This window comes from Cyclobacterium roseum (genome assembly GCF_010119225.1).
GTDB lineage: Bacteria > Bacteroidota > Bacteroidia > Cytophagales > Cyclobacteriaceae > Cyclobacterium > Cyclobacterium roseum.
Genome location: NZ_WNKF01000017.1, coordinates 35,528 through 50,376 on the forward strand (window position 1 = coordinate 35,528; position 14,849 = coordinate 50,376).

The 14,849-nt window shown below is 43.8% G+C and carries 12 protein-coding genes; 6 read left to right on the forward strand and 6 right to left on the reverse strand.

The genetic code is table 11. The features are described from left to right. Positions 1 to 135 precede the first annotated feature (135 nt). Positions 136 to 1,053 (reverse strand): Rpn family recombination-promoting nuclease/putative transposase, encoded by a 918-nt coding sequence (locus GJQ68_RS18890; protein ID WP_162418839.1) that lies wholly within the window; start codon positions 1,051 to 1,053, stop codon positions 136 to 138. A gap of 651 nt (positions 1,054 to 1,704) precedes the next feature. Between GJQ68_RS18890 and GJQ68_RS18895 the strand changes: the two genes are divergently transcribed. Together GJQ68_RS18895 and GJQ68_RS18900 are read left to right on the forward strand one after the other, a co-directional pair. Next, positions 1,705 to 2,430 (forward strand): DUF922 domain-containing protein, encoded by a 726-nt coding sequence (locus tag GJQ68_RS18895; protein WP_235941804.1) that lies wholly within the window; start codon positions 1,705 to 1,707, stop codon positions 2,428 to 2,430. Between the two features lie 118 nt (positions 2,431 to 2,548). Next, positions 2,549 to 3,079 (forward strand): DUF4924 family protein, encoded by a 531-nt coding sequence (locus tag GJQ68_RS18900; protein WP_162418840.1) that lies wholly within the window; start codon positions 2,549 to 2,551, stop codon positions 3,077 to 3,079. A 9-nt stretch (positions 3,080 to 3,088) separates the two neighbouring features. On the opposite strand, the gene GJQ68_RS18905 is transcribed toward GJQ68_RS18900, so the two are convergent. Next, on the reverse strand, positions 3,089 to 5,023 hold the full coding sequence (locus GJQ68_RS18905) for an AAA domain-containing protein (protein ID WP_162418841.1): 1,935 nt from the start codon (positions 5,021 to 5,023) through the stop codon (positions 3,089 to 3,091). Positions 5,024 to 5,098: 75 nt separating this feature from the next. Here GJQ68_RS18905 and GJQ68_RS18910 point away from each other — a divergent pair, with 75 nt between their 5' ends. Together GJQ68_RS18910 and GJQ68_RS18915 are read left to right on the forward strand one after the other, a co-directional pair. Beyond that, positions 5,099 to 5,704 (forward strand): acyl carrier protein phosphodiesterase, encoded by a 606-nt coding sequence (locus GJQ68_RS18910; RefSeq protein ID WP_162418842.1) that lies wholly within the window; start codon positions 5,099 to 5,101, stop codon positions 5,702 to 5,704. After that, the gene (locus GJQ68_RS18915) at positions 5,691 to 6,140 is read left to right on the forward strand and encodes a hypothetical protein (RefSeq protein WP_162418843.1); all 450 of its coding nucleotides are present in this window, start codon (positions 5,691 to 5,693) and stop codon (positions 6,138 to 6,140) included. The genes GJQ68_RS18910 and GJQ68_RS18915 overlap by 14 nt, the downstream gene beginning before the upstream one ends. A gap of 18 nt (positions 6,141 to 6,158) precedes the next feature. On the opposite strand, the gene GJQ68_RS18920 is transcribed toward GJQ68_RS18915, so the two are convergent. The 3 genes from GJQ68_RS18920 to murI form a co-directional block, all read right to left on the reverse strand. Further along, complete coding sequence (locus GJQ68_RS18920; RefSeq protein WP_162418844.1) at positions 6,159 to 7,208, reverse strand: M42 family metallopeptidase; 1,050 nt, start codon at positions 7,206 to 7,208, stop codon at positions 6,159 to 6,161. A 17-nt stretch (positions 7,209 to 7,225) separates the two neighbouring features. After that, the gene (locus GJQ68_RS18925; protein WP_162418845.1) at positions 7,226 to 9,109 is read right to left on the reverse strand and encodes an amidophosphoribosyltransferase; all 1,884 of its coding nucleotides are present in this window, start codon (positions 9,107 to 9,109) and stop codon (positions 7,226 to 7,228) included. Between the two features lie 141 nt (positions 9,110 to 9,250). Further along, positions 9,251 to 10,066: a glutamate racemase gene (gene murI, locus GJQ68_RS18930; RefSeq protein ID WP_162418846.1), complete on the reverse strand. Its 816-nt coding sequence runs from the start codon at positions 10,064 to 10,066 to the stop codon at positions 9,251 to 9,253. A 312-nt stretch (positions 10,067 to 10,378) separates the two neighbouring features. Here murI and GJQ68_RS18935 point away from each other — a divergent pair, with 312 nt between their 5' ends. Both GJQ68_RS18935 and GJQ68_RS18940 read left to right on the forward strand, forming a co-directional pair. After that, positions 10,379 to 10,756 carry a hypothetical protein gene (locus GJQ68_RS18935; protein WP_162418847.1) on the forward strand — a complete coding sequence of 126 codons (378 nt, stop codon included), beginning with the start codon at positions 10,379 to 10,381 and terminating at the stop codon, positions 10,754 to 10,756. Positions 10,757 to 10,840: 84 nt separating this feature from the next. Then, on the forward strand, positions 10,841 to 12,205 hold the full coding sequence (locus GJQ68_RS18940) for a sigma-54-dependent transcriptional regulator (RefSeq protein ID WP_162418848.1): 1,365 nt from the start codon (positions 10,841 to 10,843) through the stop codon (positions 12,203 to 12,205). Here the strand turns inward: GJQ68_RS18940 and GJQ68_RS18945 are convergent. After that, positions 12,202 to 14,742, reverse strand: a complete 2,541-nt coding sequence (locus GJQ68_RS18945) for an ATP-binding protein (protein ID WP_162418849.1) — start codon at positions 14,740 to 14,742, stop codon at positions 12,202 to 12,204. The genes GJQ68_RS18940 and GJQ68_RS18945 overlap by 4 nt on opposite strands. Positions 14,743 to 14,849: the final 107 nt, after the last annotated feature.

Below are 14,849 nucleotides of genomic sequence, written 5' to 3' on the forward strand. Positions count from 1 at the left end.
GAAAAAATCCTAGAATAAAAAGTGCCGGCGAGACGGTATGTGTAAAGTGAACTTGACGGGAGAATTATAAGTCAGGCATTACATCAAGATAAGGACTCCGAAGTTCTTTTAGTTTGAGATAGAAAAAACTAAAATTTATTTTAACTTTTCCTTATCCTTGAGGATTGCCACCACCTTCTCCTCTGACAATTTGACAATTTTGGCTATTTTTGCTGTTTCAAATCCCTCATCAAAAAGGCTAACAATAACCTCGTTCTTTTCTTCAAGTTTCCCCTTCTGAATTCCTTTTTCAATAAGCATCGTATAAGTTGTCATAATTTTCTCTTTTAAAGGTTCGGGAATTGATTTTATAGTTTCGCCCAATTGAGCTTCTGTAATTCCGGATACATTCAATGTATATACAACGATCATCTCTAAAAAGTTCATTTTAGTATCTTCTATCGGCAATAAACGGAAGATTCTTTCGAAATCTTCCTTCAATTTTGTCGGATTGATGCGCCACTGCTGGGCAAGTATTGCCGCCCTCATCAAATTATTTCGCATTTCCATAAGCTGGTCCTTACTGATCGTTTTCAGGTCTATGAAGATCGGGTTAAGTGTTGGCATATAGTTTCTTATCTCCTCCGGGTAGTTTTTAAATAGGTCTGAGAGATTTCCGAATTTCCAGTTTTTCTTGCCTTGATAGTAAATTATCGGAATGATGGGTTTTGGTTCTTTTTTTTCTGTAAGACATTTTGTCCAGTGTGCAAACATATAATACCCTACTTGAAAAAGCACGTTGCGGTCTGGTGATGATTTGTGTTCAAAGAGTAGAACAACATCCGTTTTGACCGAATTATCGGATTTAAGGGATACTTCAAATACGAGATCCGAAAAGTGCTCTTTTAAGGTTTCATTGATATAGGTTTCTTTTAGGACAGTAAGGGATTCAAAATTAATATGTTTTACCAATTTCTCTGGCAAGAAACACTCTAAGAATGCCACAACCCTTTCAGCGTCGGAAAATGACTCCCTGACGAAGGTGTCGTGTATGTTGTGGTAGCGTTTTGCCATGATACAAGATATAAAAAAAAGTGTATTTTATATGGAAAAATATTCTGTCTATCAAAATCGTGAAATACCACGACCTGGTGCTTGCATGCCATGCAAATGCTATCTCGTTCTGATTGAAGGTTGACTATCTCAAGTTCATTAGGGAGAATCATCCTCTCCGGTTGGATAGTACACGCCAAAACAGCTAAATATATAACAGTATGTATCCCTACGAAGAATTTTCTCATGGAAGGTCAGGCATGGTTACGTGTTGGATAATAGGATAATCGTAGTACGGGGACTGAAGACTTAACTCTAAGGTCCATACCAAGCAAATTCTCACTAACCGTTTCCATAGGTGTCCATTTCTGAATGAAAATCGAATTCCTCTCAATTGATTCAAAATCACCCAGTCCGAACGTAGGATAGGAATGCCCACCTTCGCCAGTAGGAGTGGAGCAACTCGTTGCGATACAAAATGCCAAAACACCAGCTAAAGTAAAGTAGATTTTTTTAGGTACCAAAATTGACCTATTTTCCTTTATTAATCTGTGCTAATCTGCGTAATCGGTGGTGCGCCTTTTACGCTCGTACCAGGTTATCCCCGTTTAGCTCCGTAATTGCTGGTACCAGTATCTTGCAGGTTGGATTTGTTTACAAAATCGCAGATATTTGGGATATATTGAACACTGCTCGGTGAAAATGACCCATTTTGGGCCGGGCATCTGGCTCCGCATCCATCCGGAGATGGACCTAGAAATCACCGGCAACAAGAAGAAATACCAGAATTTAATGAATAGAAATGCTTTTCTGTGTGTGGCAGCCGCCCTGTTCTTTTGTGGCAGCCTCCTTTCGGGGTCGATTCCCAAAGATCCGCCCAAAAGGGGAAGGGTAACGGTCTCTCCCAACCGCACGCTCAATTGGGAGGATTTTAAACAGGTGGAAGTCATCCGTGGCAAAAGCAGCATCAACGCCATTTGCCTCAGCACCTGCGAGGTGGAGATCCTGAAGGTGCATACCTATCCCGACCACGTACAACTGGAAATCAATGCCAAAATCCACCTTCAGAAGGAGCTATCTCAGGTGAGTCAAGATTTTCTGAGCCGATCGGACGAGGCCACCAAAAAACAAGTGCTGCACCACGAAAACGGTCATTTCGCCATCGCCCAGATCATCGGGTACCGAATTGTCCGGGATGTAAACGGCCATGCATTTGATCCAAACCAGTACAAAACCCAACTGAACGGCATCATCCGGGAAAACTTCAAAAACTGGAGAAGATTGGACTCCCAATACGATGCCCAAACGACCAAGCCCAGAGATGCGGAGGCACAAAAACGCTGGGATGCATTTTTTACCTCGGAACTGCTGGACCTACGGCAGCAAATCTACCCCTAAGCCATGAAATCGAGCATGACGGGAACGTCACCCAGTGGGATGATTATAAAGCATGCGAGATTCTCCCGATTCAGGATCGGGACAGGCTATGTGGCGACTCAAAAACCATTATAAACACATGAAATCCATCGCCGAAAAAAAGAAAAACGAGCACCTGATCGAATACATCCTGTACTGCTACCGCATGGAAGACCTAATCCGTGCCTATCAGTTTAACATGGAAGACCTGGAGCAGTATGTATTGACGCACAAGAACGTAAGCCAGCAAGACCGGACCGAAAGCAAAGCCTGGCTGGCCGATCTGGCCGATGACATGAAACGGGCCGGATTAGAGGAAAGGGGTCACCTACCCGAAGTGCAAGCCCTGGTCGACCGGCTGGCAGAATACCACTGGAAATTACTCAAAACGGATCCGGACTACCTGGCCCTCCACCGCAAAGCTCGGCCACACCTACTCAGGCTGCTTTCCGACCTAACCGATGAAAATCCCGGTCACGAAATTCAGATTTATATCCACACCCTCTACGGGTTGTTGCTGAGCAAATTAAACGGTAAAAAAGCCCCCGAATCCGTTGAAGAAGCCGCTGCCCGGTTTGGGGAAGTGCTTTCCTACCTGGACGCGCGGTTTCGCACTTCCGAACAGGCCTGAAACCAGAGTTTAAGGCCCGCCATCCCAGTACTCGTACACACTGTGATAGCAGTCGTTTGCCTGCACGTGATCCAGGAAAGCCTGGTAAAAAGGATGACTGCCGATGGTGGCGCTATCTCCCAATACGATGAGTTTCCGCTTCGCCCGGGTGAGTGCCACGTTCATCCTTCGGGTATCGCTTAAAAAACCGATTTCTCCCTGTGGATTGGAGCGGGTAAGACTGATCAGGATGATGTCTTTTTCCTGTCCCTGAAAGCCATCTACGGTATTAATAGAAATGTTTTCCATCTTTTGTTTTAAAAAAAGCCATTCCTCGCTTTCATCCAAGTACTCCCGAATCAAACGGACCTGCGCCCGGTACGGGGCAATAAGGCCGACCTGCCAGGACTGTTTATCCTCCTTCATCCAACCAATTTTCCGGATCAGGGACTGAAGCAACCGGAGTGCCATCAGGGCTTCTTCTTTATTGGCAATACTTACTGTTTCCCGATCCTGGTGTTCCAAAAAACCGCTACCGGCCGTATCAATAAACTCCATTACCGGTTCGGATGCACTCAGGTAATGGAAGGAAGTATTGGGAGCTGACGACAATGCTCCCCCATAGAACAGCTTGTTGGAAAATGCCATGATTTTCTCCGGCATGCGGTATTGGATGGATAGCATCCTGGATGCACCTGGCTGCCTGGAAATGGCTTTTTCAAAAAGCGTCTGCTGCAATCCTTCCGCCGCTTTCCGGGACTTAATGGTGGGGGGTAATTGGCAATGATCTCCTGCCATGACCACTTTATCGGCCTGTAATAAGGGTATCCAGGAAGCGGGTTCCAAGGCCTGCGCGGCCTCGTCCAAAAATACCACTGGAAACCGCCTTCCCTTTAACAGGGAGCCGGCAGAACCCACCAGCGTGCAAGCGATCACCTGAGAGGAATCCAGCACGGACTGCACCATGTAATCGTAAAGCTGTCTGGCTTCGTCAAAACAGCGGCGCGCCTCCCGCTGTTGGAGACTTCTTTTTTCCCTTTCGGCTGGGCCAAAGCTTCTCTTAAACTTTTGGGCATTTCGTTTAAATTCTTCACCAGATTTTTTTAGTTTTTTATAATCTTTGAAGGAAGGGTGGGCCAGCACTTTTGCATCCAGGGTTTGCTGAATGAGGTTTTCCTCCACGCGGGAAGGATGTCCTAACCGGAGCACATCCAGCCCTAAATCCGATAGTTTTTCTACAAGTAGGTCCACGGCGGTATTGCTGGGGGCGCAAACCATCACCTGGGAAGTGGACGAAACCGCAGCTACTACGGCCCTAACCAGACTGGTAGTCTTTCCTGTACCCGGAGGTCCATGCACGATGGCCATATCTTGGGCGCGGAATATCAGGTCCAGTGCCTCATTTTGACTGCTGTTCAGGCTTTCATCTATTTTCGCGGGAATATCCGAAAAGGAAGGTCTCACCTGGCCTAATAAAATATCCCGCAGCTGCGCAAGTCGGTTATTTTCTGCCTGCATTACCTTCTTAATGACCTTCTCCATGACTTTGTACGAGGTTTCATCAAACAGCAACTCAACCCCGAGTTTTCCATCGTTAATCCAATCGGGTAAATGCCCGGTGTGAAGACTAAGCGTCATCCGATTTTGCTTCACATAATGGATCACTCCGTTCAGGTATTCCGAACGAAGATCATTTTCACCTGAATTGGAAAAAAAGCTGATGGATTTACCCGACTGAAAGCCATGCCCCTCGGAAATTTCTGAGGTGGAAATTTCTATTACCAACTGATCAGAAAACGCCCACTTGACCTTGACTAAACTTACTGGATACCAACACATTCCAGTAGAAACCTTCTCTTTGATAGACTTTCTATACGTAAGGTTTCGGAATTGATCCCGGTCTTCCTGCCACTCCTGCAGTAAAAGTTTAGTAGTATATGCTAATTCTTCCTTTATATTTGTCATTTGAATTTTTCCAGGTGAGAGCCCAAGATTAAGGAAAACATTTCTATTTACCAGAAATTAACAGTTGAAGACGCGGTGAATTTTCTTGCTCATGCATATTTATCTTTTGAACGGCCGAAAGTCCTGGTGGGCAATTTTATCGGAGATTTTGTCAGAGGGGAATTAGAAAAGCAATTTGAAAAAGAAATTGTTTTCGGAATTCTCCTGCACCGGGAAATCGATGCCTACACCGACAGCCATCCCCTTGTAAAACAGGCCCAGGAGTTATTGAAGCCAGCATTTCATCGATACTCATTGGTGATAACGGATATGTATTACGATCACTTTCTTTCAAGAAACTGGAATGATTATCATGACCAAGGTATTGCTTCCTATACCCAATGGGTGTATGAAGTAATTGCCTCCCACAAACCCATCCTTCCAAAAAAATTCCTATATCCTTTCAAATACATGCAAAAAGAAAACTGGTTGGAAGGCTATGGCAAAATGGATGGGTTGCAACGTTCTTTTACCGGACTTTCCTATCGGACTTCTTTTGATTCCGGGATGGAGAAGGCCCCTGAGTTTCTCGAACGGCACTACGATTTTTTTGAAGATAACTTCAAACACTTTTTTCAGGATTTGATTCTATTTTCAAAAGAAAAGTTAGACCAAATAGAACTAAACTATGGTGACCTGTAAGCCCAAAAGAAATACCTATCTAAGCCTAAGCCTGATTGTGCTTGCATTGATTGCAGGACTGGCCTATTTGCTCAACGATTTTTACAGGAGCCGGGAGTTCCCCCTTCTGTTTTATTTGGCGGGCACTTCCATTATCACAGTGGTGATACTCCTATTGCTAGTGAAAATGATGGCAAGCTATAAATTTCTGGCTGCAGGAAAGGACCGGGTTTCCTTGTGGATGCCGCTCAAGGGATGGCGAAAAACCTACTCCCTGGAAGAAATCCTCGCCTGGCAGGAAGAAGAAGTAAAAGCCAATCAGCGCGTTTTTAAGCAATTGATTTTGGTGTTTTCGGACAAATACTCCTTTACGGTCAGCAACCACGAGCACCATGGATACGAGGATCTCAAAAAATATTTAGCCCGGAAAGTAGCTAAAAAACGGGTCAAAAATTAAATATCCTTTCTATTCGACCTAGGGTTTCCAGTCAAAGGCATCTATTTCTTCCAAACATGCCTTAAGTAGCTGAATACTGGCGGCCACATCGGCTTTATTTGCCATTTCTATCACCTGATGCAAATGGCGTGTCGGTATGGAAATCGCTCCTGCGATGGCCCCCTGTTTGCCCATGCGCTGTACTCCTGCGGTATCCGTTCCTCCTGCCGTAAGGATTTCCGTCTGATAGGTAATGTTGTTTTTGGAAGCCGTTTCTTTCATAAAATTCACCATTCGGTAATCACAAATAGCGGATGAATCCATGATTTTAATGGCAGTACCCTTTCCCAATTCCGTGATTTTCTCATGGGCGGCCGCACCGGGAAGGTCAAAAGCAATGGTAGTATCCAGGGCAATCCCAAAATCAGGATCGATTTGGTGTGCGGACACCTGCGCTCCGCGTATTCCTACTTCTTCCTGAACGGTAAAGGTAGCGTACACATCAAAAGCCGGAGATTTCAATTCCCGTAAAGTTTCCAGCAAAATAAAAACGGCGATGCGATTGTCTATGGATTTGCAATTCACACAATTCCCCATTTCCACCAATTCCCGCTCCCGGGTAATCGGGTCGCCTACCTGCACCCATTGCGCTACTTCCGATTTGTCCATGCCCAGATCGATGAAATAGTCGGTCAGTTTGGGAAGCTTGGTTTTTTCTTCCTGGGTCATCACATGGATGGGTTTACTTCCCATCACACCGATCAGGTCTTTTTTTCCATGAATGATTACCCGCTGAGCGGTCAGGGTTTTGGGATCAAACCCTCCCAGTGGATGGAATCTCAAAAAGCCATTTTCATCAATATGGGTGACGATAAAGCCGATTTCATCCATATGAGCAGCGACCATCACCCGTTTATTTTCGGGATTCCTTTTTCCCCTTTTAATCGCAATTACATTCCCCAGGTTATCGACAGAAATCTCATCCACCAAATCCCGGACTTCCCCGACTACAAAATCCCTGATTTTCTTCTCAAATCCAGGTGCTCCTGGCAACTCACAAATTTGCTTTAATAAATTTACATTGATCATTGAAGCTAATTTTTCAGTTAATAGGCTCGAATAACTTTTCCTTCCATGTAATTCACGAAAGCCTTATTGACCACGCGCATACCTCCTTCTGTTGGAAAATCACCTGTAAAATACCAATCGCCTCTGTGAGCCGGGCAGGAAAGGTGCAGGTTTTGTACGGTTTGGTAGATCACGTGTACCTCTGCCTCAATGGTTTCTGAGGTAATAATCTGGGCAATTTTATCGGAAATCTCCTGATCCGTAAAAGGATCGTATATTTCTTTTACAAAATTCACTTGCTCATCCGGATCCGTGGTACATTTATCGTACACCCGGTCCAAGGTACTGTCCATGCCGCGTTCCTTTAAAAGGGCCACGGCCGCCCGGAAAGCAATGAAGTCTTTCATTCGGGACATGTCAATTCCATAGCAATCCGGAAACCGAATTTGGGGAGCGGAGGACACGATGATGATTCGTTTGGGCTTTAACTTATCCAGTGTGGTGAGGATACTTTTTTCGATGGTGGTACCCCGTACGATGCTGTCATCAATCACCACAATGGTGTCCACCCCAGAGCGGATGACTTCGTAGGTGGTATCGTACACATTGGAGACCATGATATCCCTGTCAGAATCGTTGGTAATAAACGTTCTTAATTTGACGTCTTTGCTCACCAGTTTTTCCACCCTTGGCCTGAAATTCAACAGGTCCTCCAGGTCTTCCAGATGCGGTTTTCCTTCAATAAGGATCTCGCGTCGTTTGGCACTCAGGTAGTCCTCCAGTCCCTCGATCATGCCATAGTAGGCCGTTTCTGCAGTGTTGGGAATATACGAAAACACCGTGTTTTTCAAGTCAAAATCGATGGCTTTGAGAATTTGGGGCACCAGTGCCCTTCCCAGGTTTTTTCGTTCGCGATAAATATCCGGATCGGTGCCTCTGGAAAAATAAATCCGCTCGAAACTGCAACTCTTTTTCTCACGGGGGGGGATTATTTCATGCTCCGCATAAGAGCCGTCCTTGTTGAAAATAAGGGCATTTCCCGGCTGTATTTCCTTTATTTGCTTGTAATCAATATTAAAAGCGGTCTTTATTGGTGGTTTTTCCGAAGCCACCACGATGATCTCATCGTCGGCATAATAGTAAGCCGGGCGAATGCCGCTTGGATCCCGTACGACGAATCCCGCTCCATTTCCTATCAGCCCGGCCATGGCATAGCCCCCGTCAAAATCCCGGCAACTTCTTCTTAGAATCCTGGCCACATCCAGTTCCTGCTCAATCACTTCCGTGATCTCCCGGTTGGAAAACTGCCCTTTGTATTTATCAAAAATTCGCTGGTTTTCTTCGTCCAAAAAGTGGCCGATTTTCTCCATCACCGTGACCGTGTCCGTTTTTTCTTTGGGGTGCTGACCTAACTTCACCAGGTTGTCAAACAACTCCTCCACATTGGTCATGTTAAAATTCCCGGCCATTACCAGGTTTCGGCTTCGCCAGTTATTTTGCTTCAGAAAGGGATGACAGGTTTCAATACTGTTTTGCCCATGGGTCCCGTAGCGTAGGTGGCCCAACCAAACCTCTCCTGAAAAAGCGGTATGCTCCTTTATCCAGTTAGCATCCATCAGATCCGCCTCAGTACCGGCTTTTTTGGCCTTTTTGTATTTCTTATTGATTTTTTGAAAAATCTTGGTAACTGCCTCAGACTCTACTGAGCGGTAGCGGCTAATATATCGGGTACCCGGGCGGGTATTTATTTTAATATTTGCCAAACCCGCTCCGTCCTGTCCGCGATTGATCTGCTTCTGCATCAATACATAAAGCCTGTTTGCAGCATAAAAAGGCGTGTCGTATTTATCGATATAATACTGCAACGGTTTCCTCAGCCGGATCAGCGCAATCCCACATTCGTGTTTGATCTCGTCACTCATAGTCTAATGGCAGGGTGAATGAAGTCACAAAGTTAATCCTTTTTTTAGGAATAAAATCCTGAATCCCACCAAACTTAACTAATAAAATTAAAAAAGCCAGCTGGGTCGATATTGGTTAAAAATGCTGTACTTTGGCAATTTTTATTCCCATAAAGGATATTTCTGCAATCGGATTTGTTTGCCAAAGAATAATTTGGTGGTTTCCTCAAATGACACCGTGTAATCGGAAACCAAAAACCGATCTTCTTTAGCCGTAGCTTTTTTTGCCAGGAGCTGATGGTATCCCAAAAAAGCGGCGACCGACTGCGCTACCGTTTCTGAAGCATCGATAAGATCTACCGCTCCTTTATAAAAATCCATAATTTGCTTTTTGATCAATGGATAGTGCGTGCAGCCGAGCACCAATGCCTGAATATCCGACAGGGCAGGTTGGGAGAGGTAAGAAGCGACGATTTCATTGCTTATATTTTCCAGGTGAAATCCTTCTTCGATCATGGGTGCCAGTAAGGGGGTTGCCAGGGATTTGAGTTGTATTCCCGCGTTAAGGGCATTGATTTTTTGCAGGTATACTCCGGACCCAACGGTTTGCTTTGTCCCAATCAGCCCTACTTTCTGGCTGGGATGGTTTTCTCTGAGGTAATTTACGACCGGGTCGATGACATTGAACACATGGGCTTTGGATGCCACATAGGCCTTTACCAAGTCATAGGCCGCTGCTGATGCCGAATTACAAGCGATCAGTATTAACTTGCAATTTTGCTGTATCAATACGTCCGCAATTTTTATGGAATAGGCCTGAATAGCAGCGGTGCTTTTATCTCCGTAGGGCAAATGCGCCGTATCTCCAAAATAAATAATTTGCTCATCGGGCAACCATTTTTTAACCTCTCTGGCCACCGTCAATCCGCCAATGCCACTGTCAAAAATCCCGATCGGGGCCTGTGCTTTTATTGCCATAAACTCACCCTATAAATCAAAATTAAACCCAAATCTAAAACCAATACACCCAGTACCGCTCCCTTTCTGACTAAAAAAATAGGCTTTCAGAAAATAAATCCCCGGGTTCACGCACCCGGGGATCTGCAAGCGAAGAGGTTAAACTATTATTAAACTTCCACAAATATACAAAAAAATGTTTAGCCACAATAGTCGTCGAATATCACCACTATGGGTATTTTCTACCCAATTTCCCCTGCTTTTTGTTAAACATCAGTTGAAATTCGAAATGGCACAATTCCTGTATTCATCAGTAAAAGAATAAAACCAACTATGAATAGGAAATTAACCAGATGGGTTAAATGGATGGCTTTTGCGGGATTAATCCTTAGTGGATTACTTTCCATAAAGGCCCAACTAAATGAGAATATTAAACGAAAAGGAGGCAACCAATACGTCATAAATGACGTAAACGATTCGATAAAGACAGACACGTCAAGCATTACAGTAGCTGACCTTCCCGCCTCTATTAGGGATGTGATTAGAAATGACAGTCTTATAAATAATTTGCAGATTACAGCGGTCAAAAAAATTTCTAAGAAAGATAATAATTACTACGATGTTTGTTTCCTGGATAGTGATAATTTCAATATTCTGGTGATGTACAATAAAGATGGCGCCATAATCAACCAACTGCACGCATACGAATAACAGCTAAGCCAACGTTTACCAAAAAGCACTGATTGCAAAATCGGTGCTTTTATTTTATATTTAACGATATCTGTATGGAACTTTATGGCAAAAATACTTCTGATAGAAGACGATCTGACCTATTCAAAAATCATTAAAAACTTTTTGGAAAAAAATGGGTATGAGATTACCAGCAGTACTAAAGTGACGGAAGGGCTGCAGTCATTGGAAAGAACCCATCCTGATCTGGTCATTACGGACTATAGATTGCCGGATGGAACCGGGATGGAGGTTTTGGATCAGGTCACACACTATTTCCCAACGATCCCCGTCATTCTAATTACCAATTATTCGGACATTCGAACTGCCGTAAAATCTATGAAAATGGGGGCGTTCGAATACATTACCAAACCCATTAATCCAGATGAACTACTACTTACGGTTAAGCAGGCTTTAAAAAAGGATCCTCGGAAACTAACCGTCACGCCAGAGAAAAAATCATCCCCTCCGCGATCGGAGTCAGTAGATCTTTCCTATCAAATCGGCCAAAGTGCACAGGCACTACAGATTGAAAAGCACATAGAATTGGTCGCCCCTACCGATTTAAGCATCATTGTTTTAGGAGAGAGTGGAACGGGAAAAGAATATATTTCCAAAAGGATTCACCAAAAATCAAAACGAGCCCATGGGCCTTTCGTAGCGGTAGACTGTGGTGCTTTATCCAAGGAACTGGCTGGAAGTGAATTGTTTGGACACGTTAAGGGGGCCTTTACCGGGGCCATCGATCATAAAACAGGTCATTTTGAAAGTGCCAATGGAGGGACCATTTTTCTGGATGAGATAGGAAACCTTAGCTACGAAATTCAAATTAAGCTTCTGCGTGCCTTCCAGGAGAGGCAAATAAGAAAAATAGGCGGAAATAAAGATATTTCCATCGATGTCCGAATCATTGCCGCCACAAACGAAGATTTACAGGAATTAGCTAAATCAGGGCAGTTTCGGGAGGATCTATTTCACCGACTAAACGAATTCAGCCTAAGAGCTCAACCCTTGCGAGAAAGAAAAGAAGACCTTCATTTTTTTGCCATGCTTTTTCTGGAAAAAAGCAATGACAGTCTTGAAAAAAACGTAACCGGATTTAGCCCGGAGGTAGAGAACATATTCATGGAATACCACTGGCCAGGAAATCTCCGGGAACTTAAAAACATCATTCGAAGAGCCGTCTTATTAACCGGCGAAGGATTGGTCCAGCCGGAAGTGATTCCATCGGAGTTATTAGAGAGCGAGGCCATTTCTGTCATGGACATTCATTCCGCCAGAGATTTGAAGTCATCTTTCGAAGAGCAGGAAAAATCATTAATCCTAAAAACCCTGGAGGAAACCAAATTCAACAAATCCAAAGCCGCAAAAGTGCTAAATATGGACCGGAAAACCTTGTATAACAAACTTGAAAAATACGGACTGGACTAGTCGGCCAGTGCATACCCAAATCGCTCCGCCAGGTCTTCGAGTAGTGGACTTATTTTTTCTGTCAGGTCCCATACTAATTCCCGAATCCCATCTGTTTCTCCCATTTTTAGCTTCGACTCAATCGTTTTTGCTATCCTCCTTTCTTTAAACTTTAGCTGACCAAGCCGACTAGAAAGTTGATGGGCAATCGCCTGAATTTTCTGATAGTCTTTCTCATCCGATGCCTTGTTAATCCGAATGAGGTCTAATCCCGTTTGCGTGTAAAAACCTTCCAAAATATCTTTAAACAACTCCTCGTCTCCCATGCAAAACTTTTTAATTTCAGAAAGATCGTAACCACTGGTAGTTCCATTTAACCCTGCTGCAGGAGTTTTAGGGGAATTAACCGAGGGTAATGAGGCTTTTCGGGCAGCAGGTCTGAGGCTGGCCGTAATTTTACCGATCAACTCTGCCTCTGTAAATGGTTTGAGAATGATTTGATCAAACCCTTCCTTAAGTAAGTCTTCTTTTTCTTTGGCAAATACATTTGCAGTTATGGCTAATATCGGTATTTGCCGGTATTTTTCACGACGTTTAAGGCTGGCCAAAACCTGATAACCATCTATTTCAGGCATTTGTATATCTACCAATGCCAGGTCAAAATCTTCTTCTTTGAAATTCTTCTCGAATTCGATCCCTCCCAGAAAAGAAGTCACCTCGGCCCCTAATCCCTTTAACAACAATCCCGCTAATTGGAGCCCCAATGGATCGTCGTCTACCAGGAGTACCCGAAGTCCTTCCATTCGCTCCATCTGGATCGTCGGAACCACTGTGTCTTCTTTTTTATCCAATAGTGTGGTGGGTAGAAAAACGATAAAATGACTTCCCACATCCGGTTCACTGATAACCTTTATCTTTCCTTCTTGCAAATCTACCAGTTTTTTGGCGATGGCCAGCCCCAGACCGGTACCCCCGTATTTTCTCGAAATACTTCCGTCTCCCTGGTTAAATTCTCTGAACAGGTTTTGTTGAAACTCAGGGGACATTCCCAGGCCGGTATCCTTCACCTCCACTACCAGATTTCCTTTTTTATCACAAGAAACCCGCACCTGCACCTTCCCTTTCTCAGTGAATTTTACGGCATTTGATAAGAGGTTAGTCATGACCTGGTTGAGTCGTAGCTCATCACCCAGAAAAAACTTTCCTTTTGGTAGTAAAACGGAAAAATCGAGCGAAAGGCCCTTATCAAGGGCTTTTTGACGGAAAAAGGAATGCAGATTTTTAAAAAAAGGTAAGGGATCAATGATTCCTTTTTCAATTTTTATCTTACCAGCTTCAAGTTTGGAAAAATCCAAAATATCATTGACGATCCCTAAAAGGGTGCCCGAGGCAAAATGAATCATTTTAGCATATTCCTGCTGCTCTTGATTCAACGAGGTTTTTGACAGTGCCTCATGATACCCCTGAATAACATGCAATGGATTTCGTATTTCATGACTCATCCTGGCCAGAAAATCTTGCTTGGTTCTAGCCAGATTATCCGACCTCTTTTTGGCTTCCGTCAACTTTTCCTGATAGGTCTCCGATTTCTTAATTTCACGGACAATGCTAAAAATAAAACCGGAAGAGCCAATCACGCCTACCACAATAAGGACCCCTAAAAGAAAGGAAAAGTTGTAAGTAAGCGCATAGGCAGATTCATTCTCTGCCTTGGATTTTAGGAGCGCCTCATTTTGCAATGAAGTTACGATAGCCTGAATATTGATGATGAGTGCCCGGTTTTTTTCATTGAGCTCCTGTTCCAACTCTCTTAATCTGGATCTCAGGAATTGTTCTTCATTGTTGATATCGAGCACCATTTGGCGCACCGTGTAAATAATGGAATCGGAGCCGAAAAGAGGTTGAGCGTTTTCGGGATTTACCCTGTTCAAATTCAATCGCAGCATGGCCAATATCTTTTCCATGTCTTGTCTGCCACCCGCTGCCAATGACTCACTAGAGGTCCCTTCTCTTTCTGTGCTATCTGATTTCTTTTCCCCCGCAGGCGTATTCAACCTCGAACCTGGATTAATACCAATCCTGATTTTTCCAAGGCTCTGCAGTCTGCTCAACTCTTCTTTTCTTTTTATCTTTCTTTCAATGTTATTCAGGGCTTCTTTACTGAAATTCCTGTTGTATAGGTTGTTTTTCACATCCTCCAGGCCTTTGTAAACCACCATGAGCTCGTTCACGCTGTAATCGATACGCTTTACCTGATTCATCTCGGCAGAGTCCGCCACCATGGCTTCCAAATTTGTGATTTCCTGCTGAATTTGACGGTAGTAATTAACATTATCACTGGAATCTTCCTCAGAAATAACACTTCTCGATTTATCCAATTGATAAATATCTGCTAATAATTTATTTAAGTTGCGTAGTTTCTGATTGGGCTCGGAAAGCGATTCTACTGATTCAAGTAACTGGTCAACGCTATAAATGGTAATCACCCCGGCTCCCACTATCAGGCAAGAAACCAGAAAAAAACCGGAAATAACTTTAATTCTTGTGTTAAATCTCATAGACATGGCTATTTAAACGAAGTACTGCTGACCTTTGTCGTACAGAAGGGCTTAAATGTAACCATAAAATGCGGATTTTTGTATTTAACAGCTTGAAAATGAAGTGG